The sequence below is a fragment of the Faecalicatena faecalis genome, from assembly GCF_012524165.2.
In the GTDB taxonomy this organism is placed as follows: Bacteria; Bacillota; Clostridia; order Lachnospirales; family Lachnospiraceae; genus Faecalicatena_A; species Faecalicatena_A faecalis.
Genome location: NZ_JABACJ020000004.1, coordinates 168,783 through 195,307 on the forward strand (window position 1 = coordinate 168,783; position 26,525 = coordinate 195,307).

Here is a 26,525-nt window from a genome sequence, read left to right on the forward strand (position 1 = left end):
TTTCTTTTTGAGAAATACTTTTTAGAAAAACAGATTGACATCTTATAAAAAAGAGTGTATAAATAAAACATATAATACTTATCAATTTAGTAGGAAATAAAAAACGGAGGTGTTATATGAAGGTATCTACAAAAGGGAGATATGGTCTACGCGCCCTGGTGGACGTGGCAGCAAATTCACAGGGAGGCCCGGTCTCTCTGGTACAGACTGCGAACAGACAGAATATTTCTTTGAACTATCTGGAACAAGTCTTCGGTGTTCTGCGGAAAGCCGGGATTGTAGTCAGTGTGAAAGGCGCAGGCGGCGGGTATATGCTGGCCCGGGATGCCGCATGTATCACCGTGAAGGAGATACTGGAGGCGTTGGAGGGAGAATTTTCCATCGCAGACAGGGCCGGAGAGCAGGAATATGATGCAGTGCAGAAGGCGATACGGGAGCTTGTCTGGGATGAGGTCGATCAGAGAGTGAATGAGTTTCTGGCACAGCGGACTCTGGAACAATTGGTGAAGGAGTATAGGGAAAATCTCGATTATAGTTCGAATATGTACTATATTTAGAGATTGACAAAAGGAACAGGAAAATGAAAGCAATATGAAAGTGAGGAAGAATATGGGAAACGTATATAAGAGTATTACAGAACTGGTAGGAAAGACACCAATTTTGGAAACGGTAAATATTGAAAAGGAACAAAATCTTGAGGCACGCATTCTGGTGAAGCTGGAGTACTTTAATCCGGCTGGGAGTGTGAAGGACCGTGTGGCGCTGAATATGATTGAAGATGCAGAGGCCAAGGGTCTGATTCAGCCAGGTGCGACGATCATCGAACCTACAAGCGGCAACACGGGTATCGGACTTGCGTCCGCCGCTGCAGCAAAAGGTTATAAAGCCATTTTTGTAATGCCGGAGACAATGAGCATAGAAAGAAGGAAACTTCTGCTGGGATATGGTGCGCAGATTGTCCTGACTGAAGGGAAGAAAGGGATGAATGGTGCAATTGAGAAAGCGGCAGAGCTGGAGAAGGAACTGGATCATGCAATCGTCCTGGGACAGTTCGTCAACGGTGCGAATCCACAGGCTCATATTAAAACGACAGGACCAGAGATTTGGGAGGATACAGATGGTGCAGTGGATATTTTTATTGCAGGAGTCGGTACAGGCGGAACAATTACAGGAACAGGGACTTATTTGAAGGAGAAAAAGGAATCTGTACAGATTATCGCAGTAGAACCGGAAGGGTCACCAGTATTATCAGGCGGGAAGCCGGGACCTCATGGTCTGCAGGGAATCGGAGCAGGTTTTGTTCCTGAGGTTCTGGATACGAAGATCTATGACAGCATATTGAAGGTGAAGGACCAGGATGCCTATGAGGCGGCCAGACTGCTGGCACATAAGGAAGGGATTTTGGTTGGAATCAGCTCTGGAGCCGCGCTTCACGCAGCGATTGAGACAGCAAAGAAGCCGGAAAATAAAGGAAAGACTATTGTAGCATTGCTGCCGGATACGGGGGAGAGATACTTATCAACACCGTTGTTTTCATAATAATGATTCACTGTTTTTGGGAAAAAGTGCTTAGAGACGGCGATAAAATTATTTTTAGACTACAAAATAATTTCCAGGTGATTGAAAAAGTCTGGAATATGTTATATACTGGACTAAGTTAAAATTAAGAACAGGAGGAAAAGTTGTACTATGAAAGAATTTAAATATGTCATCACTGACCCGGAAGGAATCCACGCAAGACCAGCAGGTCTGTTAGTAAAGCAGGCAGCAGGATACAAGTCAGACATTAAGATTGGAAAAGGTGAGAAGACAGCCGATGCAAAGAGAATCTTTGGTGTGATGGGCTTAGGCGTTAAGACAGGAGAAGAGATTGTCATGACAGCAGACGGTGAAGATGAAGAGACAGCAATCGCCGAATTAGAAGCATTTTTCAAAGAGAACTTATAATTTAATAATTTTAAGGATGGTATTATGATCACATTAACAGGTAAAAGTGTATTCGGTGGAGTATCTATCGGAAAACTTTCTTTTTACAAAAGAAATCAAAAAGTAATCAAACGTACACATGTAGATGATGTTGAGGCTGAATGCAGCCGTTTCCAGGATGCAAAGGCTGAGGCTGTGGGTCAGCTCAAGGAGCTTTATGATAAAGCAATTGAAGATGTAGGCGAAGCAAATGCCATGATTTTTGAGATCCATCAGATGATGCTGGAAGATCTGGATTATATCGAATCCATCGAAAATATTATCCGTACCCAGGAAGTGAATGCAGAGTTCGCAGTAGCGACTACGGCAGATAACTTTGCCCAGATGTTCGCTTCCATGGATGATGCTTATATGCAGGGACGTGCAGCAGATGTCAAGGATGTCTCTGAGCGTGTTCTGGATATCCTCTGCGGTGTCGGAGAGGGCGTGAAGCAGACGGATGAGCTTTCTATTATTGCAGCAGACGATTTGGCACCGAGTGAGACTGTTCAGTTGGACAAGAGCAAGGTGCTTGGATTTGCGACGATGTATGGTTCCTCAAATTCTCACACAGCGATTCTGGCGAGGACTATGAATATTCCGGCTGTCATTGGCCTGGGTGAAGCTTTGAGCCAGGATTATGATGGAAAGATGGCTGTCATCGACGGTTTTACAGGGACTTTATATATTGATCCCGACGAAGAGACTCTTACAGTCATGAAGGAGAAGCGTGCGAAGGATCTGGAACAGAAAGCACTCTTAGAGCAGCTCAAAGGAAAAGAAAATGTGACTAAGAGCGGCCAGAAGATCAATGTATATGCCAATATAGGCAATGTCTCCGATGTAGGAGCCGTATTAAAGAATGATGCCGGTGGAATCGGATTGTTCAGAAGTGAATTTTTATACCTTGAGAATGATACCTTCCCGACAGAGGAACAGCAGTTTGCCGTTTATAAGCAGGTCGCTGAGAATATGGCGGGCAAGAAGGTAATTATCCGTACATTGGATATCGGAGCGGACAAGCAGGTAGATTACTTCGGGCTGGATAAGGAAGATAATCCGGCACTTGGATACCGTGCGATCCGTATCTGCCTGACAAGAACAGAGATTTTCAAGACACAGTTGCGTGCACTATATCGTGCGGCGATGTTTGGTAATATTTCTATTATGTTCCCGATGATTATTTCTGTTGGCGAGATTCATAAGATCAAAGCAATCATCGCAGAGGTCAAAGCGGAGTTAAAGGCAGAAGGAATTCCGTATAGGGAAGATGTAGAACTGGGTGTGATGATCGAGACACCTGCATCTGTAATGATCAGCCGCGAGCTGGCAAAAGAGGTGGACTACTTTAGTGTCGGAACGAATGACCTGACACAGTATACACTTGCAATTGACCGTCAGAATTCAAAGCTGGACGAGTTCTATGACCCGCATCACCCGGCAGTACTCGCTATGATCAAGATGGCTGCTGACAATGCCCATGCAGAGGGCAAATGGATCGGTATCTGCGGTGAGCTGGGTGCTGACTTAGAATTGACAGAAGAATTTTTAAAGATGGGGCTGGATGAGCTTTCTGTATCTCCGTCGATGGTCCTTCCATTGAGAAAGAGAATCAGAGAGTGCGAATAAGACAAGCCTCTTTATAAAAGTATATTGTACATTAGAAGTTCCGGTAGATCTGTTTGGATAGACCGGGACTTTTTTTAATATAACATGCGAACAAATGTTCTTGAAATTGCTTTTGAGATATGTTATGATGATAAAAACGAACTGATGTTCGGCGGTGCTTAAAAGAAGCATGTAAGCAAAAAGCATGAGATATAAAGGAGCATAGTAAGATGGCAGAGATTATTCAAGAACAGATGTCACTGTATGAGAAGCTGCAGATTCTCAGTGATGCCGCTAAGTACGATGTTGCGTGCACATCAAGCGGTGTGGACAGGCAGGGAGACGGAACTGGTATGGGGAATTGCTTTAAGGCGGGGATTTGCCACAGCTTTTCATCGGATGGAAGATGTATTTCACTTCTGAAGATTCTGTTTACGAATGAGTGTATCTTTGATTGTAAGTACTGCATCAATCGTTCTTCGAATGATGTGGTACGGGCTTCCTTTACCCCAGATGAGATCTGTACCTTAACGATGGAGTTTTACAGAAGGAATTATATAGAAGGTCTTTTTCTGAGCTCCGGGGTATTGAAAAGCCCTAATTATACGATGGAGTTGATTTATGCAGCGCTGTATAAGCTGCGTTATGACTGCAACTTCCAGGGATATATCCATGTGAAAGCAATTCCAGGTGCAGACCAGGAATTGATTCAAAGAGTCGGGTTTCTGGCAGACAGGATGAGTGTGAACCTGGAGCTTCCGACAGCAGAGAGCCTTAAGCTTCTTGCTCCACATAAGAGCCGGAAGAATATATTGGCTCCTATGCGCCTTGTCCAACAAAAGATGCATGATAATAAGCAGGAGATTACCGTGTACAAGAATGCTCCCCGGTTCGTTCCCGCGGGACAGAGTACGCAGATGATTATTGGAGCTACCCCGGAGTCGGATTATCAGATTTTGAATGTGGCTGAGTCTTTATACAAGAAGTTTGAATTAAAGAGAGTATTTTATTCTGCCTTTATTGCAGTGAATGAGGATTCCATGCTGCCGGCCTGTACAGGGGAAGGACCTCCTCTTTTGAGAGAGCACAGGCTATATCAGGCTGACTGGCTTTTGCGTTATTATCATTTTGAGGCAAAAGAATTGCTGGATGAGGAGAATCCGAATTTTAATATTTTTTTAGACCCCAAGTGTGACTGGGCGCTAAAGCATCTGGAGTATTTCCCGGTAGAGGTGAACCGGGCCGATTATCAGACTCTGCTCAGAGTTCCGGGAATCGGTTATAAGTCAGCTTCTCGGATTGTCAAGGCAAGGCGGATGGGGACACTGCAGTTTGAGGATTTAAAGAAAATGGGAGTAGTCTTGAAGCGGGCGCTCTATTTTCTGACCTGCAATGGCAGGATGATGTATCCCACAAAGATAGAAGAAGATTACATCATGAGGAATCTTCTGAATACAAAAGAAAAGCTGCCAGATTCCGTGACAGGAATGACATACAAACAACTGTCCCTTTTCGATGATATGAATTTCAGGGAAGCGCAGGTGCAGGAAATCGTAGGTTGAGAGAGGAAATGGATATGAAACAGATCTATATTGGCCATGATACAATCACCGGCATCTTTTCAGCGATATATGATGCGTGGAAGGAAAGCAGGGATCAGGAGGCAGGAATTGCACTGCGTGGTTATGTGACCCCACAATTATTTTGCGAATATAAAGAGACAGAGGAATCCGAACAAAAATCAATTGCCGTAGAGCGTTTGATAAAGACTCATCTTGGGTATAATGCTTATTGGGATATTTATCATGCACTTCTGGCCGATGATGCCGATAAGGCAGATGCGGTCTATCAGACGATGTTAGAAGCAAGAAGAGTAAGTGACAGCAGTAAGATTATGGAGCATCTGAGCAATCCCTATGTAGCAAAGGTGTTTGAACTCAGCAGGAAGGTGGCGAATGAGGCACACCTCTTTACTGAATTTATCCGATTCCGCGAATTGGAGAACGGGGTACTGCTTTCCGAAATCACACCAATAGGACAGGTGTTGACCTGTATAGCAGATCATTTTACGAATCGTTTTCCACTGGAAAACTGGATGGTCTATGACAAGACGCATAAAGTGTTCCTGGTTCATCAGGCAAAGTCGGATTGGGTGCTTGTACAGGGAGAAGAATTAGATAAGGAAGCGGCGGGAAAAATCTCAACAGCAGAGTCAGAGTTCGAGCATCTGTGGAAGGGCTTTTGCAGTGCAATTGCCATCAAAGAGAGGGAGAATCTGGCTTGTCAGAGGAATCATCTGCCCATTCATTTCAGACAGGATATGACAGAATTTCATTAAAGCAAGAAATCACTGCATTCACGCAAAAAGTATTGTATAATAGAAATAGCTGGATTAACATATAACTATCATCAGGGAGGAAAAATGTGAACCGGATGAAATATGAAGTCTGAGAGAAGGGAGAAGTATGGAGACAGAAGCTTTTGTATGGCTTGGACTGTTGATTGTTTTTCTGGTCATCGAGATCATCACGGTCGGACTGACATCGGTCTGGCTGGCCGGAGGAGCCCTGGCAGCACTGCTTCTTAATATTGCAGGTCTGAATCTGATATGGCAGGTCGGTGCGTTTTTCGTAGTCTCATTTTTACTTTTGTTTTTTACCCGTCCTTTTGCGGTAAAATACATAAACGCCCATCATGAAAAAACGAACTATGAGGGCGTGATTGGTAAAATTGTGAGGATTACGGAGATGGTAGATAATCTGGCCCAGACAGGAACGGCCGTAGTCAATGGCCTGGAATGGACGGCTAGGGCAGAAAAGGATGAAGAAGTCATAAGCCCTGGATCACTGGCAAAGGTGGTCAGTATATCTGGAGTGAAACTAATCGTTAAGAAATATGAGGAGGAATAGAGAATGGGACTTTGGATAGGAATTGCTATTTTAGTTATCGTGCTTTTGATTTTAGTTACGAATGTCAGGATCGTGCCGCAGGCACACGCATATATCCTGGAACGTCTTGGCGGATATAAGGAGACCTGGAGTGTAGGTCTGCATTTTAAAATTCCGATCCTTGATAAAGTTGCAAAAAGAGTATCTTTGAAGGAACAGGTAGTAGATTTTGAGCCGCAGGCTGTTATCACAAAGGATAATGTAACAATGCAGATCGATACAGTCGTGTTCTTCCAGATAACGGACCCGAAGCAGTATGCATACGGTGTAGAAAGTCCGATTGCAGCAATTGAGAATCTGACCGCCACTACACTTCGTAACATCATCGGTGATCTGGAATTGGATGAGACACTGACATCCAGAGAGACGATCAACTCCAAGATGCGGACTTCACTTGATATAGCGACAGACCCTTGGGGAATCAAGGTGAACCGTGTAGAATTAAAGAATATAATGCCTCCGAAGGCAATCCAGGATGCGATGGAGAAGCAGATGAAGGCAGAGCGTGAACGAAGAGAGGCAATCCTGAGAGCAGAAGGTGAAAAGAAATCCACGATCCTTGTTGCAGAAGGTGAGAAGGAGTCTGTAATTTTGGAAGCAGAGGCATCTAAGCAGGCAGCAATCTTAAAGGCAGAGGCAGAAAAGCAGAAGAGAATTAAAGAAGCAGAAGGTCAGGCAGAGGCAATCAGAAGTGTGCAGAAGGCAACGGCAGAAGGTATTGAATTTATCAAAGCAGCCGGAGCAGATAATGCAGTACTGACAATCAAGAGCCTGGAGGCATTTGCTAAGGCAGCAGATGGCAGAGCAACGAAGATCATTATCCCATCAGAACTGCAGGGAATCGCAGGCTTGACGAAGACGATCACAGAGGTCGCAGGAATCGATGCAACAGAGCAGATTGCCAATGCAGCAGAGATAAAATAGTAAGGAATGTGGAGATACCACGCGAATGGTTACGCCCCGGCTTTTATCTGCCGGGGCGTAACTTGAATCAACAGGCAGGGAGTATACAATGGCAGGAATACTTGTATTAGAAGATGATATGGTCAGCAGAGGAGCATTGGTATCTATGCTCGGTAAACTGGGGGAAGAGGTCAGGATAGATGCTGCAGCAGATTTAAAGGAAGCAGAAGAACTGCTGGATTCCGGGAAAAATTATGATTTGTTCCTGTTGGATGTGAATCTGGACAGGGAAGACAGAGAAGACGCCTCCGGAATTCTGTTTGCAGAAAAGATTCGGGCAGTCATGAAGTACGAGCTGACGCCGATCGTTATGCTGACATCGGTCAGTACATTAGAAATAGAGGCTTACAGGAAGATACATTGCTACCAGTATATTTTAAAACCCTATGAGGAGGCAGAAGTCTGCAGTGTTGTGAGAAAGGTGCTTGCTCATACCCGTTCCTATGAAAAGCCATATATCATTGTAAAGAAGAATGGTATCAACTATAAGATACTGTGTGAGGATATTGTTTTTTGTAAAGCAATCCCTCGTGGGGTATGTATTTATCTAAAAGAGGAACAGATGGATATTCCCTATCTTACCATCCGACAGCTTCTCGATAAGCTGCCTGCTGATGGATTCATTCAATGTCACAGGATGTTTGTCGTGAATCAGGAATATGTCAAGTATTATGATTTAGTAAATCAGATGATACAGATGGAAGGGTATCCAGATAAGATCGATATCGGTGTCACTTACAAGGCAGAGGTCAGGAGGCTGTTGAATGAGTAAAGAGATAAAAAAGGTTCTGTACCGTGTTTTCTGTTTCTTTTCGCTGGCAATTGCGATATATCTGGTCATCGATCTTAAGGTGAGCCGGACGCTGGATCTAAAGATGATCATTGTATTTATCCTGTTTTTGATTGTCATCATTTGGGGAACAATAGACTGGAAGATGAGCAATGACATCATTAAAGAGCAGCAGAAGGAACTGATGATGTATCAGCTATATATACAGCCGATGGAGGAATTGGTCAAGGAGATACGGGCCAAGCAGCATGAGTTCGACAACCATCTCAATGCAATATTGAATCTGCATCTGACAGTAGATAATTATGAGGATCTTGTCAGGCAGCAGTCCGAGTATGTCAAGGAAATCAGCAGGGATGGCGGCAATCAGTATCTTCCGCTGCTTCGTATTAGTGATAAGGTTCTGGCAGGTTTTTTATACAGTAAGATTGTCAGCTCCAGAGAAGAAATTGAGACTATAATAGAAGTCCGCAGTAAGGAAATTATATCGGGTGTTTCAGAACATAGACTGATTGAAATCGTGGGAGTGCTGGTGGATAATGCCTATGAGGCCTGTCCTAAAGAAGGCGGTAAAGTCAGGATGATCCTGGATTCCCAGTATGACCACCTGTTCTTCCAAATCCTGAATCAACATGAAAAGGTATCCTTCGAAGAAATCGGGCATTTCTTTGAGGACGGATATTCTACTAAGAGCAAAGAGAAAGGCAGACGGGGCATCGGACTCTACCGGGCAAAAGCAATCGCCGAAAAAGCTGGCGGTGAGATTACCGTAGGCCAGGAAGAAATCGGAGGAGAAAACTATATCCAATTCACTGTAGTAATATAATGAATGAGGTCTTTCACGAATTTAGGGTTTATGATATACTAGGGAGCATGGATGAGAAAGAGTTAATTAAAATTTCAGTCCGCAGCCTGGTGGAGTTTATTCTGCGGGAAGGGGACTTAGACAACAGAAGATCTGGCGGTATGGACAAGGATGCCATGCAGCAGGGAAGTAGAATCCATCGCAAGATACAGCGGCGCATGGGTTCTAATTATCGTGCGGAAGTTCCTTTGAAGATACAGATGCCATGCGAGAATTTTGTGCTGCAGGTCGAGGGGCGTGCAGATGGAATTATAGAGGAAGAAACAGAGATTACGATTGATGAGATCAAAGGTGTTTTAAGAGAACTGATTCACATTGAGGAGCCTTCTAATATACATTTGGCCCAGGCAAAGTGTTACGCCTATATTTATGGGAAGCAGGAAAAACTTAAGAACATCAATGTACAGATGACATACTGTCATCTTGAAACAGAAGAGTTGAAGCAGTTTAAGCAGAGCTTTTCTTTCGAAGAGCTGGAGATCTGGTTTATGGATCTGGTCGGAAAATATGAAAAATGGGCAAAATTCCAAATCGAATGGAAGGCAAAGCGAAATGCATCGATTAAGGGTGTAGAGTTCCCCTTTGAATATAGAGAGGGACAGAAAAATCTCGTGACTTCTGTATATCGGACCATATTACGACAGAAAAAGCTGTTTATTCAGGCACCGACCGGGGTAGGCAAGACAATGGCGACTGTATTTCCGGCAGTGAAAGCAATTGGGGAAGGATTGGGAGAACGTATTTTTTACCTGACAGCTAAGACAATCACGCGGACAGTGGCGGAACAGGCATTTCAGACTTTAAAAAAGCAGGACCTGAGTTTTAAGGTCATTACTTTGACTGCAAAGGAAAAAATCTGTTTTTGTGAGGAGGCAATCTGCAATCCTGATAACTGTCCATATGCAAAAGGACATTTTGACAGAGTTAATGATGCTGTTTTTGATATGATCGTAAACTCTGATGATATGAGCCGTGAGTCTCTTGAGCGACAGGCGGAAAAGTACCAGGTCTGTCCTTTTGAGATGGCATTGGATGTCTCGGTGTGGGCGGATGCAGTGATCTGTGATTACAATTATGTGTTTGACCCCACTGCCCATTTAAAACGATTCTTCTCTGAAGGCAATAAAGGCGGCTATCTCTTTTTGATCGATGAGGCACATAATCTGGTAGAGCGGGGACGAGAAATGTACAGTGCAGCTCTATATAAAGAGGATATCCTGGAGATGAAACGGCTGGTGAAGACAGAAGATCCCGGTCTTGCCAGACGCTTGGACGAGTGTAACAAGCAATTGCTGGCCTTAAAGCGCGAGTGTGAGAATTATCAGATTCTGGATGGAGTCTCGCATATTGCGGTAAAGCTGATGAATGTCATGTCCGGGCTTGAGGAATATTTGGAAGAGATACAGAGTGAGGAAAAGAGGGAGCAGGTTCTGGATTTTTATTTTCAGGTCAGAGATTTCTTGAATATTCATGATATTCTGGATGAAAATTATGTGATCTATACAGAGCTGGAAAGAGATGGACGATTCAAGTTAAAGCTCCTCTGTGTGAATCCGGCTGTCAACCTGCAGAATTATCTGGATCAAGGGAACAGCACAGTCTTCTTTTCTGCGACGCTCCTGCCGATTCACTATTATAAAAAGCTGTTAAGTGTGGAAAAGGACGATTATGCAATCTATGCAGAATCCTCTTTTCCGAAAGAGAATCGTCTTTTGCTTCTCGGAACAGATGTCAGTACGAAATATACCATGCGTGGAGCCGGCATGTATGAGAAGTTTGCAAAATATATCCTTCAGGTGGTGGAGGCGAAAAAAGGAAATTATATGATTTTCTTCCCGTCTTACCGTTTTATGGAGGAGGTGTATGAATATTTTCAGGTTGAGATACATGGCAGAGAGGACATTGAATGTATCATACAATCTCAGTTTATGGGGGAAGAGGCTAGAGAGATCTTTTTGGAAACGTTCGAAGAGGAGCGTGATAACACTCTGGCAGGATTCTGCGTGATGGGCGGGATCTTCTCGGAAGGAATCGACCTTACAGCAGACAGACTTATTGGAGCGGTTATCATAGGTACAGGTCTGCCACAGGTCTGCAATGACCGGGAAATCCTAAAACGATATTTTGATGACCGAGAGATGCGGGGGTTTGATTACGCATATCTGTATCCCGGAATGAATAAAGTACTGCAGTCGGCTGGAAGGGTAATCCGAACAGAGGAGGACCAGGGGGTGATCGTGCTGCTGGATGAGCGTTTTATGGGACGGCAGTACAGAGAAATTTTCCCTAGAGAATGGGAAAGATTACAGACATGCAGACTGGAAAATATGAAAGGGCATCTGGACAGCTTCTGGGCAGATAAAGAGAGAGAAAATTGATTGAAAATCCCTGTAAAATCTTGACATTCAAGCCGCTTGATGGTTTTTAATGTTAGCAAAGGAGGATACCATGAATATCAAAGAGGTAGAAAAAGAAGTTGGAATCCGAAAGGCTAACATCCGCTATTACGAAGAACAGGGTTTGATCACTCCCCAAAGGAATTCGGAGAATAATTATCGGGATTATTGCGGGGAGGATATCAAGTGTCTGAAAAAGATTAAAGCGCTCCGTCTGCTTGGCATTTCAGTTTCGGAAATTAAGGCACTGCAGGCTGGTGGCGAATCGTTGACAGAAGCAATATCAAAACGAATTTTAGAAATTGAAGATGAAATGTCTGGACTTGGAGAACTAAAGGAAATGTGTCAGATTTTTCTAAAGCTTGATCAGACATATGAGACATTGGACCCCACTCTTTTGGATACGCGGGAAAGCCTTTCTTTTAAGAAAGGAGCGGCGTTTATGAGGACAGACAGAAGCAGGAATTATGAAGAGGCATATCACAGATCAACAAAGATTTTAACATTTTACGTGTTGTTGGTCATGCTGCCGACCTCATCCAATCTTCAGAATCTTCTCCATTACAGTCTGCCAGATTGGATGAGGATGTTAGGGATAGCAGGCACACTGCTTGCCGGAATCGCAGGATTAATTTTTTATATTCTAATGTATAGGCAGAAGAGGAGAGAACGAGAGGAATCGGAGATAGATTTATCCATTAGGGACAGTCAACATTAAAGCAGGGATTATACTTAGAAAGATATTTTATTTGGATGAAAAGAGACGGCCTGAAAAAAGATGACCTGGAAAGATGACCTGGATAGGAAAAGAAATATAGAAAGGAAACAACAGCAGCCGGAAGTGGCTGCTGTTGTTTCCTTTCTATGTCTATCTCTGAATCGTGCAGAGAAGACTATTCAATTGTAATATATTTTGGCTGTTCTTCAATTGCCTTCGGAACCTCTTTTGGTATATACAGGTAGAGAATACCATCTTTAAAGGAAGCCTTGATATCTTCTTGTGTGAGATGTTCACCGACATAGAATCTGCGGTTACAGGAACCTGTGTAACGTTCCTTGCGGATGCAGTTGCCCTTTTGATCCTTCTCCTCCTGTGTCTCTTCGTGTGAAGCTGTGATGGTAAGATAGCCATCCTTTAAATCAGCCTTGATATCTTCCTTTTGATATCCTGGGAGTTCCATCTCTACAAGATAATTCTCATCCTTTTCATGGATGTCAGTCTTCATGATTTGTGTAGAAGCGTTATCAAAAGGCCTTTCGAAGAATGGGTCCTTGAAAAAATCATTTAAAAAACTTCTGTTTGATAATAACATAATCCATACCTCCTCAATTCAAACTGTTATCTTTGTTCTATATGTAATATAGCACTTATTATTAGCACTGTCAAGAGACGAGTGCTAACATTTTTAAGATTTTTCCTGTAAATCTTATTTTGGGTCTTAAAAAGTAAAACGGACCCTCTCTACTGATGAGCGCGGTGGATCCTGTATTACAGGAATCCGGCTTATCGTAAAAAGGATCCGGTCGACCTAAAAGTATTCAAGAAATTCGCGTGCCGCTTTGGAAAGTGGAATCTGTTCATTATAGGCAATGACCAGTTCTCTCTTTGGAAGTTCTTCCATTGTCTCCACGATGAACAGGTCATCCTGTGTGTTCTCAAGGCAGTAATCAGGAATGAATGCGATTCCCAGGCCGATGCGGGCCAGGTCGATCAGCAGGTCATTGCTTGTCAGTTCAATCTCCGGCACCAGATCGAGCTGGTGCTGCTGGAACAGTCTGTGGAGAAATTCGCTCGTAGTACTATGGCGGTCCAGCATCAGGATTGGATATTTGGAAAGCTGCTGATAGGTCAGCTTCTGTCCTCTAAGATCCTCAAAGGCGCTGTTCGCAATGAAGACATCCCGGAAGGTCTTGATCTTTTTAATCGAAGAGACGTTGCTTAAGTAGTTATTCGGGTAATTGACAACGACCAGGTCCACCTGACCTGTCTCCAGTAGTTCCACACATTTGATAGAGGTCTGATTGATCACCTTAATGTGGGCGCTTGGAAACGCTTTGTGGAATCTCTCCAGGTAGGGAACGAGAAAATAGCGGCAGATAGTATCGCTGGCTCCGATACGAATCTGTCCACCTGTCGAGGCCGCGTCGAGAAGCTGTGCCTCGCCGCGTTGGATCAGATGCATGGCGGGTTCAATGTGGCGGAGAAGAATCTCGCCCTCCGGTGTCAACTGCACTCTTTTTGTGCTTCTGATGAACAGTGTCTGGTCGAGCTTTCGCTCCAGTGTCTTGATGGACTGGCTCACGGCAGACTGGGAAATAAAAAGCAGCTTTGAAGCCTCAGAGAAACTTAAGGTGGATGCTACATGGTAAAAAACCTTATACAATTCATAATTGATATCCATTATTAGACCTCCTAATAAGTATTGCGTTTATTATAAGTCAAATTGAGATGAATTACAATCCGAATTATGATAAAATATAAGAATTAATAATACAAAGTGAACAGTAACATATCAGGGGCAAAAAGTGCGGAGCAATCCGCAGGCATTGGATAGGCCCTTAATGCATAATGATGATTGGAGATGTGAAAATGAAGAAGTTACACTGGTTATTGGGGGTGATTGCGTCTTTTGCAGTAATCATTATCCTGCTGATGTCCAGCTTTCAGGTGGCCATGTATGCGGATTTTAGTTTCTATGAGAAGGAGTATGAGAAGTACGAAGTCCTGCCGGAACTGGATATGAAGATGGATGATGTGATGTACGTGACCCATGAGATGATGGATTATCTGAAAGGGGACAGAGAGAATCTGGATGTATTTACAACAGTCGAGGGAAAGGTACAGGACTTCTTTAATGAGCAGGATAAACTTCACATGGCAGATGTACAGGGGCTGTTTATCGGCGGATTGCATCTTCGGATGGGGGCCTTGATCGTGCTTTTGATCTGTCTGGCAGCGCTGCTTCTGATGAAGGCCGACTGGAAGCGTATCCTTCCCAGGGCGTTTCAGATTGCAGTGGGGGCAGCAGGTGTGATATCGATTATACTGGCATTCCTTGTTTCCAGAGATTTTGACGCGGTGTTCACGAAGTTCCATGAAATTTTCTTTTCTAATGATCTGTGGATCTTTGACCCAGCAGAGGATTATATGATTCGGATGCTGCCGGAAGGTCTGTTCTTTGATATGGTCATAAGAATCGGGATTCTTTTTATTGGCGGGCTTGTGATTCTACTGATCGGGAGCATTATTTGGAGGCACAGGACCAGTACATCTAAAAAAAGGTGAATTCAAATTAGAAATACTAATGAATAAGTTTAACTATATTAATTGTACTTATCAGAAAAAGTGTGATAATATGAGAGAGAAGCTAAGAGTCTGTTCGTCAAATCTTAAGTAAAACAGGATGATAGATAAGGCGGGAGACACTGCGATGCAGTCCTTCAAGGGGAAGGAATGCAGGCGGATTATTTTGTATCAGAAGATAAGAGCGCAGGAAGCTGCGACAGAATAAAATGCAAAGGAGATTCTATAATGAGCAATGTAAAACGTGTGTATGTGGAGAAGAAGCCGGAGTTTGCCGTGCAGGCGAAGGAACTGCGTCACGAGATCAAGCATTACCTGGGAATCAGTACGGTGACAGGAGTACGTGTCCTGATTCGTTACGATGTGGAGAATATTTCAGAGGAGACCTTTCAGAAAGCATGCAATGGTATTTTTGCGGAGCCTCCGGTCGATGTTTTATACAACGAGACATTCCCGATGGAAGAGAACAGTCATGTGTTTTCCGTAGAATATCTTCCGGGACAGTTTGACCAGAGAGCGGATTCCGCAGAACAGTGTGTACAGTTCATCAAAGAGGATGAAAAGCCGGTCATTAAGACTGCAACCACATATGTAATAGAAGGAACAGTAACAGAGGAAGAATTCGCAGCAATTAAAAACCACTGTATCAACCCGGTAGATTCCAGAGAGACAGGTATGGAGAAGCCGGAGACGTTGGTGACTGTTTTTGAAGAGCCAGAGGATGTGAAGGTATTTGACGGTTTCCAGACAATGCCGGAGGTTGAACTCAAAGAGCTGTATGATTCTTTAGGTTTGGCTATGACATTCAGGGATTTCCAGCATATCCAGAATTATTACAATGGGGAAGAGCACAGAGATCCGACGATGACAGAGATCAGAGTACTGGATACCTACTGGTCAGATCACTGCCGCCACACTACATTCTCAACAGAATTAAAGGATGTTGTATTCGGAGAGGGCGATTATAAAGAGCCGATCGTGAACACATATAATCAGTATCTGAAGGACCACAGTGAGATTTTTGCAGGCAGGGAGGATAAGTTCGTCTGCCTGATGGATCTGGCACTGATGGCAATGCGTAAGTTAAAGAAGGAAGGTAAGCTTGCAGACCAGGAAGAGTCCGAGGAAATCAATGCATGCAGTATCGTAGTACCGATCAAGGTCGACGGTGTGGAAGAGGAGTGGCTCATCAACTTCAAGAATGAGACTCACAACCATCCGACAGAGATCGAGCCGTTCGGTGGAGCTGCAACCTGCCTTGGCGGTGCGATTCGTGATCCGCTGTCAGGACGTACCTATGTATACCAGGCAATGCGTGTGACTGGAGCAGCAGACCCGACCGTGTCCGTACAGGATACGTTAAAAGGAAAGCTGCCACAGAAGAAGCTGGTTCGCGGTGCAGCCAAAGGATACAGCTCATATGGTAACCAGATCGGTCTGGCAACAGGAGCAGTAAAGGAAATCTATCATCCAGATTATGTGGCAAAGCGTATGGAGATTGGTGCTGTCTTAGGTGCAGCTCCGCGCCGCGCAGTTATCAGAGAGACTTCTGATCCTGGAGATATCATCATTTTATTAGGCGGACGTACAGGACGTGACGGCTGTGGCGGTGCAACAGGTTCTTCCAAGGTGCATACAGAAGAGTCCATTGAGACCTGTGGCGCAGAAGTACAGAAGGGAAACCCACCGACAGAGCGTAAGATTCAGCGTCTGTTCAGAAGAGAAGAAGTAAGTAAGCTGATCAAGAAATGTAACGACTTTGGTGCAGGCGGTGTGTCCGTGGCAATCGGTGAGCTTGCTGATGGACTGAGAGTTGACCTGGACAAGGTTCCGAAAAAATATGCTGGCCTGGATGGAACTGAAATCGCGATTTCAGAGTCCCAGGAAAGAATGGCTGTTGTAGTTGATCCGAAGGATGTACCTCAGTTCCTCGCATTTGCCAAGGAAGAGAATCTGGAAGCGGTCGAGGTTGCTGTAGTAACTGAGTCGCCGAGACTGGTGCTCGTATGGAGAGGCAACGAAATCGTGAACATTTCCCGTGCATTTTTGGATACCAACGGGGCTCATCAGGAGACCACGGTAGAAGTTGAGATTCCAGGAAAAGAAGGAAATCTGTTCGTCAAAGAAGACGTAGCCGATGTGAAAGAAAAATGGCTGGATGTATTGAAAGACCTGAACGTATGCTCACAGAAGGGACTCGTGGAGATGTTCGACGGTTCCATCGGAGCAGGTTCTGTGTTCATGCCTCACGGCGGTAAATACCAGATGACTGAGACACAGACTATGGTTGCAAAGGTTCCGGTACAGAACGGAAAGACAGACAGCGTCTCCATGATGAGCTATGGATTCGATCCATACCTGTCAAGCTGGAGTCCATATCACGGTGCTGTATATGCAGTGACAGAGTCTGTGGCAAAGATTGTGGCATCAGGCGGAGATTACAGTAAGATTCGTTTCACATTCCAGGAATATTTCCGCAGGATGACAGAAGATCCGAAGAGATGGAGCCAACCGTTTGCTGCACTGCTTGGTGCTTATAGTGCACAGCTTGGTTTCGGCCTGCCGTCAATCGGCGGAAAGGACAGTATGTCAGGAACCTTCCAGGATATCGACGTACCGCCGACACTGGTTTCTTTTGCCGTGGATATGGCAACAGAGGATGAGATCATCACTCCTGAATTCAAGAAAGCAGGCAATAAGATCGTATGGCTGAGAATCGAGAAGGATGAGTATGACCTGCCGGTATACAGCCAGCTGATGGATCAGTACGGCAAGTTCGCAGACGATATCCACAGCGGAAAAATCGTATCTGCCTATGCTCTGGACCGTCACGGTGTGATTGCGGCTGTCAGCAAGATGGCATTTGGTAACGCATTGGGCGTAAAGGTGGAACATAACATGGATGCACGGGAACTGTTCGCTCCGGCATTTGGTGATATTATTGCAGAGGTTCCGGCTGATAAGGTAGGGGAGCTTGGAATTACTTATACGGTAATCGGTGAAGTGACAGAGGATCAGACATTTACCTATGGCAATACAGTCATCACACTGGCTGAGGCAGAGAAAGCATGGACAGAGACTCTGGAGAAGGTATTTGCGACCCGTTCTTCCGCAGACAGCGATGAAGTGCTGGAAGAGAAGCTGTATGATACAAAGGATATCCATATCTGCAGTCATAAGATTGCGCAGCCGACCGTATTTATTCCGGTATTCCCGGGAACGAACTGTGAATACGACAGCAAGAGAGCCTTCGAGCGTGCAGGTGCTAAGGTCATCACAAAGGTATTCAAGAACCTGGATGCCGCTGATATCCGTGATTCAGTGGAAGAGTTTGAAAAAGCAATCGCACAAGCACAGATGATCATGTTCCCAGGTGGATTCAGTGCAGGTGACGAGCCGGATGGTTCCGCGAAGTTCTTTGCAACTGCATTCCAGAATGCGAAGATCAAAGAGGCAGTTGAGAAGCTGTTAAATGAAAGAGACGGTCTTGCACTTGGAGTCTGCAACGGATTCCAGGCACTGATCAAGCTTGGACTCGTTCCTTACGGTAAAATCGTGGGACAGACAGAGGATTCTCCGACATTGACATACAACACCATCGGACGCCATATCTCCAAGATGGTCTACACAAAAGTAGTGACCAACAAGTCCCCATGGCTTCAGGGAGCAGAGCTTGGCGGTGTCTACACGAACCCGGCTTCCCATGGGGAAGGACGATTTGTTGCCAGCGAAGAGTGGCTTGACAAGCTGTTTGCAAACGGTCAGGTGGCTACACAGTACTGCGACCCGGACGGCGTGATTAGCATGAATGAAGAGTGGAATGTCAACGGCTCCTACCGTGCAATCGAAGGTATCACAAGCCCAGACGGACGTGTGCTGGGCAAGATGGCGCATTCCGAGAGAAGAGACGATTCCGTGGCAATCAATATCTACGGTGAGCAGGATCTCAAGATCTTCGAGTCAGGTGTGAAGTATTTTAAATAAGAGAAAAGTGTAATCGTTCAGGCAGCTGAGTAATCAAAATGCTTGTGTAAGGGACAGGACGGGGCGCCGTAAGGCGCCTGTCCTGTTGCTTTTACAGGTGGATTTTACTGGACGTAGAGGATTCAGATACTATACAGTGCAGAGTATGGCATTGTTTGGATAAACACATCATTGTTCAAACAATTAAAAAAATAAAAAAAATATTGACAATTCCTGGCAGATTATAGTATAATGGCAAAGTAAGATGCGGGAACGCGTTGAGCAGATAAAATATGGCGGAATAGCTCAGTTGGCTAGAGCACACGGTTCATACCCGTGGTGTCGCTGGTTCAAATCCAGTTTCCGCTATTGCCGGATGGCGTAACTGTTCACAGGTATCCTGTGCACAGTTACGATTTCAGCCCATTTTAAATGCATCTTCGATGCATGGGGCTGAAATTCATCCTACTGTCAGCTCTGGCGCATAGCTTGACAGCAAGTGTCAAGCTTGCGAATGAACAGTAACCGGATGGCAGCATTTCTTAAAAGAAAATTTTGAAAAAAATTTAAAAAAGATGTTGACATTTGGTGAGAGTTAATAGTATAATAGCAAAGCGAGCTGCGGATGAGACAAGTAATCAACTGCAGGAAGCAAAAGAATATGGGATCTTAGCTCAGCTGGGAGAGCATCTGCCTTACAAGCAGAGGGTCATAGGTTCGAGCCCTATAGGTCCCATAATTATCTAAAAACTGTATATGGCGGAATAGCTCAGTTGGCTAGAGCACACGGTTCATACCCGTGGTGTCGCTGGTTCAAATCCAGTTTCCGCTACTTAGGAACTCCAGTACTAGACTGGAGTTCTTTTTTTATCATGTAGGAATCTAGGATCCGGTTTCACAGAGCTCTTTTCACACTCTAATCTGGTAATCAACATCATTTTATGATAGAATCAGAGAGTGAAAAATAAAGCGGAGGAAGAAGCGATGAATAAAAAATCTTGGTATGTGCTGCGGATCGTAGTCGGCTTATATCTTACCTATCTGGGAATCAAGCTCATTACAGGAGTTATGGCGGAAAGACCGGGGAATATGGTGTTCGTGCTGTTTATGGCGGGAATCTTTATTGTGATCGGGGTCTTGTACGCGGTCTCAGCGATCAAAAAAGTATTGGCATTAAAAAATGAAGAATCAGAAGAAGATTTGGATGGCGTAGAAGATGACTCATATGAGGACGAATCCGATGATAGTGAAGAAACTAAGTTTATTGATGAGAATGAGACGGCTGCGTATAGTGAGTCTGAAAATGTAGAAGATAATGATATAAAAGAGGATGATTAAGGCAAGCGATTATGAATGACGAGCAAGGAGAAGGAGGACTGTGACATGCGTGTTGGTATGGGATATGATGTTCATAAATTAGTAGAGGGCAGAGATTTGATTTTGGGAGGCGTGACGATTCCATATGAGAAGGGACTTTTGGGACATTCTGATGCAGATGTGCTGCTGCATGCGGTCATGGATGCACTGTTGGGGGCGGCAGCCTTAGGGGATATCGGAAAGCATTTCCCGGATACGGATCCGCAGTATAAGGGAATCTCGAGCATCAGGCTGCTGGAGCATGTGGCAGGACTTCTGGATGAACATCATTATATTATAGAGAATATTGATGCGACGATCATTGCACAGAGGCCGAAGATGCGCCCATACATCGATCAGATGCGGGAAAATATGGCAGAGGCCCTTCGGATTTCTGCAGATCAGATCAATGTGAAAGCGACGACAGAGGAAGGACTTGGTTTTACGGGGACGGGAGAAGGAATTTCTTCCCAAGCAATTTGTGCGTTGGAAAAAATTATAAATTACAGCAGTTATGATGTGACACCGAATGAAGATGGGTGCGGTAGTTGTCCGGGCTGCCAGAAAAATCAGGAAGTACTGTAGAAATTAAGATGTGGGAAGGGATAAGGATATGCAGCTTCGGAAGCTTGAGGTAAATGAGCACGGCCTGACAAGAGGCCTGTGGGAAAAAGTATTTTCAGAGGACAGTAAGGAATTTCTGGATTACTATTATTTTATCAAAACCAGAGATAATCAGATCTATGTGATCGAGGAAGATGGTCAGATCCGTTCCATGCTGCAGTTGAATCCTTATTTGATTCAAATTGAGGACGAACAGTTCGCGTGCAATTATATCATTGCTGTAGCAACGGAGGAAGATTATAGAAGACGGGGATATATGGGAGAGCTGCTGAGAAAGTCTATGCTGGATATGTATGCCGCAAAAGAGCCGTTCACTTTTTTAATGCCTGCGGCAGAAGCAATCTATACCCCATATGATTTTCGTTTCATCTATGCTCAGGAGCAGTATGAAAGTCAGGGCAAAAGCGGGGCTTTGGCAGTGGAATGCACAGATGCGTCCATGCGGGATTCGGCAGCCATGGCAGAGTTCTTTCGTGCCAATTTTGCAGAGCAATACCAGGTGTTCGCTGTGCGGGATGAAATGTATTATCAGACCATGATTTTCGAGCAGCAAAGCGAGAACGGAGGAGTAAAGCTGCTTAGAAAAGATGGAAATCTGGTCGGGTTATTTGCATATGCCTGTGAGGACAATACAGTGGAGATCAGAGAACCACTCTATCTTCCAGAGTATGAGGAAGAATTCCAGAAAGCGGTCTATGCATTAAAGTTGGGAAGCGATGCAGTGGTTAAGATCTACGCAGATCATCAGAATCGTTCTGGGAAAAAAGTGCCTGTCATCATGGCACGGATTCTTCATCTGGAGACGCTGTTATCAGCGATGAAGGTAAAGGATGGGGAAGAGCTGAAGTGCTCCTTCGCCGTACTGGATTCGATCATCACGAAGAACAGTCGGGTGTGGGAACTAACAGGCGGTCAGGAGGACCGTGATATTCAGGTGCGGGAGACAGAGGATTCAGAGGGAGTAATCACGATCAGTGCTCTGACAAGCCTTTTGTTCGGATATAAGACGGTAGAAGAGATCCGCGGGGAAACAGATGTCATTATACCGGATAGGCTGGGACAGGAACTGGAGAAAATCCAGACATTAGAACGTGTGTTTTTAAATGAAATAGTCTAGTATTCTGAACATGGAGAGCAAAAGGGTCATTCCTTGTTGAACAGGGGGCTGATCCTTTTGCTCTCCATTTTCGAAATTTATTGACAAATTGGGAAAGTTTGAATAATATATATTTATATCTATACGAAAGTAAAGGCATTGAGCGGGAAGAGTAACTGATTTGGAACTTTCAGAGAGGGGCTGTCACCGGCTGTAAGCAGTCTCAAGGGAAGAATCTGTGAAGTGCGTCCGGGAGCTGATCCTGCAAACGGGAATCCTAAGTAGCAGGGTACGTAAGGCATACGTTATATGCATTGAGTGAAAGAAGAGATTCTTTTAATAGAGTGGAACCGCGGATATGACTTCGTCTCTAATGTAGAGATGGGGTCTTTTTTATTTCTTTAAGAATGGAGGAATATGTTATGGGAATGATATCTTATATAAAGAGTGAGATTCAGGTCATCAGGGAACGTGACCCTGCAATCAAATCGAATATGGAAGTCTTGCTTTACCCAAGTTTTAAAGTTATACTAAGATACAGAGTGGCCCATAAGCTTTACCTGAAAAAGCATTATTTCCTGGCCCGATGGATTTCACAGAGGGCAGCCAGGAAGACGGGGATCGAGATTCATCCCGGAGCGACAATCGGGAAGGGGCTTTTTATTGACCATGGAAGCGGTGTGATCATCGGTGAGACAACGATCATCGGTGACAATGTGACCTTGTATCAGGGAGTGACGCTTGGCGGTACCGGAAAGGAACAGGGAAAAAGGCATCCGACGCTGGGAGATAATGTCATGGTCAGTGCGGGAGCAAAGATTCTGGGTTCCTTTAAAATCGGAGAGAATTCCAAGATCGGTGCCGGTTCCGTTGTCCTGGAGGAGGTTCCGCCGAATTGTACGGTCGTCGGTGTGCCTGGACGTATTGTGAAGATGGGCGATCAGAAGGTGCCGCGTGTGGATATGGATCAGATTCACCTGCCTGACCCGGTATTAAATGACATCCGGGAACTGCAGAGTGCTAATCTCCGTCTGTATAAGCAGCTCAAGGAGATGGAGAAGCATATGAGATGTATGATACAGCCAGAGTGCGAGATAAAAAACGAAAAGAAAGAGGAGAAGAACGATGAAAATATATAATACAATGTCTAAGAAAAAAGAAGAATTTGTACCTTTGGAGGAAGGTAAGGTAAAGATGTATGTGTGCGGACCGACCGTCTACAACTTTATCCATATCGGAAATGCAAGGCCGATGATCGTATTCGATACGGTGAGGAGATATTTTGAATATAAGGGCTATGATGTAAATTATGTGTCCAACTTCACGGATGTGGATGACAAGATCATCAAGAAAGCAATCGAGGAGGGCGTGACTGCCGAGGAGATTTCCAAGCGTTACATTGCAGAGTGCAAAAAGGATATGGAAGGCATGAATGTAAAGCCGGCCACGAAGAATCCACTGGCGACCGAAGAAATCTGCGGGATGGTGGATATGATTCAGACGCTGATCGATAAAGGATATGCATATGAGAAGAATGGTACCGTATACTTCCGCACGAGAAGATTCGAGCAGTATGGGAAGCTCTCCCACAAGAATCTGGATGATTTGCAGTCAGGGGGCCGCGCACTGTTAGTGACAGGTCAGGACGAGAAGGAAGATTCCCTGGACTTCGTGCTGTGGAAGCCGAAAAAAGAAGGAGAGCCTGCATGGGAGTCTCCGTGGAGCGAGGGACGTCCGGGCTGGCATATCGAGTGCTCTGAGATGTCCAAGAAGTATTTGGGCGAGCAGATCGACATCCACGCGGGCGGAGAGGATCTTGTATTTCCTCATCACGAGAATGAGATTGCACAGAGCGAGGCGGCCAACGGCAAGGAATTTGCAAAATACTGGATGCACAATGCGTTTTTGAACATCGATAATAAGAAGATGTCCAAATCTCTTGGAAACTTCTTCACTGTCAGAGAAATCAGTGAAAAATATGACCTGCAGGTGCTGCGTTTCTTCATGTTAGGTGCACACTACCGTACACCGTTGAATTTCAGCGCGGATCTGATGGCGGCTGCAAAGACAGGGCTCGACCGTATTGTTACCGCAGCAGAGAACTTAAAGTTCCTTCTTGGAGCAGCAAAGACTCAAGAGATGACAGAGGCTGAAAAAGAAGCATTTGCCAAGACTCAGGAATTCGTGGATGCTTTTGAGAGAGCCATGGACGATGATTTTAACACGGCAGATGCCATTGCATCCATCTTCGACCTTGTGAAGTACTGCAATACAACGGCGGATGCAGAAAGTTCTGTAGAATATCTGCAGGGACTGCTGGATTTGATCTTAAAGCTGACAGATGTCCTGGGAATCATCGTGGAGAAGGAAGAAGAAATGCTTGCCGAAGATATCGAGGCCCTGATCGAGGAACGTCAGGCGGCAAGAAAGGCTAAAAATTTTGCGAGAGCCGATGAAATTCGTGATGAACTTCTTGCAAAAGGAATTATTCTGGAAGATACACGAGAAGGAGTAAAATGGAAAAAAGCGTAAATTTTGAGTTTCATGATTATATACAGGAAGTTTTAAATCTTCAAGAGGTGGATGCCGCAAGCTATTCACCTCTTGTTCTGGCGTATATCGGAGACTGCATCTATGATTTGATCATTAAGACTATGATCATCAGCCGTGGGAATAAGCAGGTACATAAGCTGCATGAAGAGACGAGTAGATTCGTACAGGCCTCGACCCAATCACTGATGATGCGGAAGATGCAGGAGCATCTGACAGAGGAAGAGCACGCCGTATATCGAAGGGGCAGGAATGCGAAGTCCGTTTCTCCGGCTAAGAACCAGTCTATCACAGATTACAGGAGAGCCACCGGTTTCGAGGCGCTGCTTGGATATCTGTATTTAAAGAAAGAATATCAGAGAGTCATGGACTTGGTGAAGATTGGACTGGACAGTCTCGATGAGGAATATTTTGAACAGAAGTAAAAAGTGGAAAAGTCAGATTTAAAAGGCTGATGTAAAATGGACGATAGAAAAGCCATGAGCAAAAAAGAAGTCATAAAAACAGAAAAATCGGACTAAAGTCTAAGAAAATGGAGAATAAGATGCAGGAAAATCAGAAAAATGAATGGGAAAATAAAGAACACACTCTGGTGATTGAGGGAAGGAATGCGGTATTGGAAGCCTTCCGTTCTGGAAAGCCGATCGATAAGGTGTTTGTCCTTGACGGCTGTCAGGATGGTCCGATCAGGACGATTATCAGAGAGGCGAAGAAGCACGACACAATCCTGAATTTTGTGGGAAAGGACAGGCTCTCCCAACTATCAGAGACGGGAAAGCATCAGGGCGTGATTGCTTACGCAGCGGCATATGAGTATGCAGAGATTGAAGATATGTTCAAAAAAGCAGAGGAAAAGGGGGAGGACCCGTTCCTGATTCTTCTGGACAATATCGAGGATCCACATAACCTGGGAGCCATCATTCGTACGGCCAATCTGGCAGGTGCACATGGTGTGATAATTCCAAAGCGCAGAGCCGTGGGACTGACTGCTACGGTTGCGAAGACATCAGCGGGTGCGCTGAATTATACTCCCGTAGCAAAAGTGACGAATCTGGCAAAGACGATGGAAGAATTAAAGGAAAGAGGACTCTGGTTCGTATGCGCGGATATGGGAGGAGAGTCCATGTACCGTTTAAATCTGACAGGCCCCATAGGGCTTGTGATTGGAAATGAAGGCGAGGGTGTAGGTCGTCTTGTCAAGGAGAAGTGTGATTTTGTGGCAAGTATTCCGATGAAGGGGGAAATCGACTCCCTGAATGCATCTGTGGCAGCAGGTGTACTGGCTTATGAGATCGTGCGCCAGAGGATGAAATAGAATAAAATAAAAGCAGGTGTGATTGAGCAGGGCGGCTGGAAACAAGGACATTGTTTCTATGCCGTCCATTTCGAAAATACTGTGTTTTGTAAGAGGGAAACAGAGAGGGTAATGCGGATGAATAAGTACGATGTAATACCAGATGAACAGTTGATCCAGGATTTTAAGAATGGGGAGTCAGAAATCATGGATTATCTCATGGTAAAGTATAAAACCATGGTCCGTAAAAAAGCGAGGGCAATGTATCTCATCGGCGGGGAGAATGAAGACCTGATTCAGGAGGGAATGATCGGATTAATTAAAGCAGTGCGCGATTTTGACCCTTCTCAAAAGGCCTCCTTTGCCACTTTTGCAGAGATGTGTGTGTCAAGACAGATGTACACGGCAATCGAAGCCTCCAAGAGGAAGAAACATATTCCGCTCAACTCCTATATATCATTGTATGAAGAAGGAGAGGGCACGGATGAGGAAAAGAAGCTTCCACTGATCGATACGATCGAGCCGGAGAAGGAGAACAACCCGGAGACTCTGTATTTCGGAAAGGAGTTTACAGAGGCTTTTGTAGATGAATTAAAGCAGAACTTGAGCCCTCTGGAGAATCATGTCCTGTATCTTCACCTGATGGGGACTGATTACCGGACCATTGCAGAGCTTTTGGGAAAGAGTCCCAAGGCCATCGATAATGCGCTTCAGAGAATCCGGGGAAAAGCAGGAAAACTTCTGGAATAGTTGTAATGCACAGAGGGGAACAGAAAACCTTCTGTGCTTTAATTTTCAAAAAA

The 26,525-nt window shown here is 44.7% G+C and carries 24 protein-coding genes, 3 tRNA genes and 1 other annotated feature; of the genes, 25 read left to right on the top strand and 2 right to left on the bottom strand.

What is annotated here, in order from left to right; all coding sequences use genetic code 11:
- Positions 1 to 116: 116 nt before the first annotated feature.
- From HGO97_RS06670 to HGO97_RS06725, 12 genes are all read left to right on the top strand, one after another.
- The gene (locus HGO97_RS06670) at positions 117 to 557 is read left to right on the top strand and encodes an RrF2 family transcriptional regulator (protein ID WP_216240530.1); all 441 of its coding nucleotides are present in this window, start codon (positions 117 to 119) and stop codon (positions 555 to 557) included.
- Positions 558 to 609: 52 nt separating this feature from the next.
- A complete protein-coding gene (cysK, locus tag HGO97_RS06675; protein WP_216240531.1) occupies positions 610 to 1,539 on the top strand; it encodes a cysteine synthase A in 930 nt (309 codons plus the stop codon).
- 150 nt (positions 1,540 to 1,689) lie between these two features.
- A complete protein-coding gene (locus HGO97_RS06680; RefSeq protein ID WP_168866695.1) occupies positions 1,690 to 1,947 on the top strand; it encodes an HPr family phosphocarrier protein in 258 nt (85 codons plus the stop codon).
- 24 nt (positions 1,948 to 1,971) lie between these two features.
- Positions 1,972 to 3,594: a phosphoenolpyruvate--protein phosphotransferase gene (gene ptsP / locus HGO97_RS06685; protein ID WP_216240532.1), complete on the top strand. Its 1,623-nt coding sequence runs from the start codon at positions 1,972 to 1,974 to the stop codon at positions 3,592 to 3,594.
- Positions 3,595 to 3,803: 209 nt separating this feature from the next.
- A complete protein-coding gene (locus HGO97_RS06690) occupies positions 3,804 to 5,135 on the top strand; it encodes a putative DNA modification/repair radical SAM protein (protein ID WP_216240533.1) in 1,332 nt (443 codons plus the stop codon).
- 14 nt (positions 5,136 to 5,149) lie between these two features.
- Positions 5,150 to 5,911, top strand: a complete 762-nt coding sequence (locus HGO97_RS06695) for a TIGR03915 family putative DNA repair protein (RefSeq protein WP_216240534.1) — start codon at positions 5,150 to 5,152, stop codon at positions 5,909 to 5,911.
- A 127-nt stretch (positions 5,912 to 6,038) separates the two neighbouring features.
- Entirely contained in the window at positions 6,039 to 6,482 is a 444-nt protein-coding gene (locus HGO97_RS06700) for an NfeD family protein (protein ID WP_216240535.1), read from the top strand.
- 3 nt (positions 6,483 to 6,485) lie between these two features.
- The gene (locus HGO97_RS06705) at positions 6,486 to 7,445 is read left to right on the top strand and encodes an SPFH domain-containing protein (protein ID WP_216240536.1); all 960 of its coding nucleotides are present in this window, start codon (positions 6,486 to 6,488) and stop codon (positions 7,443 to 7,445) included.
- 88 nt (positions 7,446 to 7,533) lie between these two features.
- The gene (locus HGO97_RS06710; RefSeq protein ID WP_216240537.1) at positions 7,534 to 8,256 is read left to right on the top strand and encodes a LytR/AlgR family response regulator transcription factor; all 723 of its coding nucleotides are present in this window, start codon (positions 7,534 to 7,536) and stop codon (positions 8,254 to 8,256) included.
- Complete coding sequence (locus HGO97_RS06715) at positions 8,249 to 9,100, top strand: sensor histidine kinase (RefSeq protein WP_216240538.1); 852 nt, start codon at positions 8,249 to 8,251, stop codon at positions 9,098 to 9,100. Before HGO97_RS06710 ends, HGO97_RS06715 begins: the two co-directional genes overlap by 8 nt.
- Positions 9,101 to 9,147: 47 nt before the next feature.
- A complete protein-coding gene (locus HGO97_RS06720; protein WP_216240539.1) occupies positions 9,148 to 11,517 on the top strand; it encodes an ATP-dependent DNA helicase in 2,370 nt (789 codons plus the stop codon).
- A 70-nt stretch (positions 11,518 to 11,587) separates the two neighbouring features.
- Positions 11,588 to 12,253 carry a MerR family transcriptional regulator gene (locus HGO97_RS06725; RefSeq protein WP_216240540.1) on the top strand — a complete coding sequence of 222 codons (666 nt, stop codon included), beginning with the start codon at positions 11,588 to 11,590 and terminating at the stop codon, positions 12,251 to 12,253.
- A 175-nt stretch (positions 12,254 to 12,428) separates the two neighbouring features.
- Here the strand turns inward: HGO97_RS06725 and HGO97_RS06730 are convergent, their stop codons facing one another.
- On the bottom strand, positions 12,429 to 12,848 hold the full coding sequence (locus HGO97_RS06730) for an Hsp20/alpha crystallin family protein (protein ID WP_216240541.1): 420 nt from the start codon (positions 12,846 to 12,848) through the stop codon (positions 12,429 to 12,431).
- 216 nt (positions 12,849 to 13,064) lie between these two features.
- Positions 13,065 to 13,937 (bottom strand): LysR family transcriptional regulator, encoded by an 873-nt coding sequence (locus tag HGO97_RS06735; RefSeq protein WP_216240542.1) that lies wholly within the window; start codon positions 13,935 to 13,937, stop codon positions 13,065 to 13,067.
- A 188-nt stretch (positions 13,938 to 14,125) separates the two neighbouring features.
- On the opposite strand from HGO97_RS06735, the gene HGO97_RS06740 reads away from it, so the two are divergent.
- From HGO97_RS06740 to HGO97_RS06800, 13 genes are all read left to right on the top strand, one after another.
- Positions 14,126 to 14,821 carry a TIGR01906 family membrane protein gene (locus HGO97_RS06740; protein WP_216240543.1) on the top strand — a complete coding sequence of 232 codons (696 nt, stop codon included), beginning with the start codon at positions 14,126 to 14,128 and terminating at the stop codon, positions 14,819 to 14,821.
- A 246-nt stretch (positions 14,822 to 15,067) separates the two neighbouring features.
- The gene (locus tag HGO97_RS06745; RefSeq protein ID WP_216240544.1) at positions 15,068 to 18,823 is read left to right on the top strand and encodes a phosphoribosylformylglycinamidine synthase; all 3,756 of its coding nucleotides are present in this window, start codon (positions 15,068 to 15,070) and stop codon (positions 18,821 to 18,823) included.
- A 274-nt stretch (positions 18,824 to 19,097) separates the two neighbouring features.
- Positions 19,098 to 19,171 (top strand) — tRNA-Met (locus tag HGO97_RS06750).
- Between the two features lie 294 nt (positions 19,172 to 19,465).
- A tRNA-Val gene (locus tag HGO97_RS06755) sits at positions 19,466 to 19,538 on the top strand.
- A gap of 22 nt (positions 19,539 to 19,560) precedes the next feature.
- Positions 19,561 to 19,634 (top strand) — tRNA-Met (locus HGO97_RS06760).
- A 152-nt stretch (positions 19,635 to 19,786) separates the two neighbouring features.
- Positions 19,787 to 20,140, top strand: coding sequence for a hypothetical protein (locus HGO97_RS06765; protein WP_216240545.1), 354 nt, complete (start codon positions 19,787 to 19,789; stop codon positions 20,138 to 20,140).
- A gap of 45 nt (positions 20,141 to 20,185) precedes the next feature.
- Positions 20,186 to 20,743 carry a 2-C-methyl-D-erythritol 2,4-cyclodiphosphate synthase gene (gene ispF, locus HGO97_RS06770; protein WP_216240546.1) on the top strand — a complete coding sequence of 186 codons (558 nt, stop codon included), beginning with the start codon at positions 20,186 to 20,188 and terminating at the stop codon, positions 20,741 to 20,743.
- A 10-nt stretch (positions 20,744 to 20,753) separates the two neighbouring features.
- Positions 20,754 to 21,899 (top strand): GNAT family N-acetyltransferase, encoded by a 1,146-nt coding sequence (locus HGO97_RS06775; RefSeq protein ID WP_330654196.1) that lies wholly within the window; start codon positions 20,754 to 20,756, stop codon positions 21,897 to 21,899.
- A 129-nt stretch (positions 21,900 to 22,028) separates the two neighbouring features.
- Positions 22,029 to 22,253, top strand: a binding site (T-box leader).
- 47 nt (positions 22,254 to 22,300) lie between these two features.
- Positions 22,301 to 23,017: a serine O-acetyltransferase EpsC gene (gene epsC / locus HGO97_RS06780; RefSeq protein ID WP_216240547.1), complete on the top strand. Its 717-nt coding sequence runs from the start codon at positions 22,301 to 22,303 to the stop codon at positions 23,015 to 23,017.
- Positions 23,004 to 24,410, top strand: a complete 1,407-nt coding sequence (gene cysS / locus HGO97_RS06785; RefSeq protein ID WP_216240548.1) for a cysteine--tRNA ligase — start codon at positions 23,004 to 23,006, stop codon at positions 24,408 to 24,410. The genes epsC and cysS overlap by 14 nt, the downstream gene beginning before the upstream one ends.
- Positions 24,395 to 24,853 (top strand): Mini-ribonuclease 3, encoded by a 459-nt coding sequence (locus HGO97_RS06790; protein ID WP_216240549.1) that lies wholly within the window; start codon positions 24,395 to 24,397, stop codon positions 24,851 to 24,853. Before cysS ends, HGO97_RS06790 begins: the two co-directional genes overlap by 16 nt.
- 119 nt (positions 24,854 to 24,972) lie before the next feature.
- Entirely contained in the window at positions 24,973 to 25,743 is a 771-nt protein-coding gene (gene rlmB, locus HGO97_RS06795) for a 23S rRNA (guanosine(2251)-2'-O)-methyltransferase RlmB (protein WP_216240601.1), read from the top strand.
- A 117-nt stretch (positions 25,744 to 25,860) separates the two neighbouring features.
- The gene (locus HGO97_RS06800; RefSeq protein ID WP_216240550.1) at positions 25,861 to 26,472 is read left to right on the top strand and encodes a sigma-70 family RNA polymerase sigma factor; all 612 of its coding nucleotides are present in this window, start codon (positions 25,861 to 25,863) and stop codon (positions 26,470 to 26,472) included.
- Positions 26,473 to 26,525: the final 53 nt, after the last annotated feature.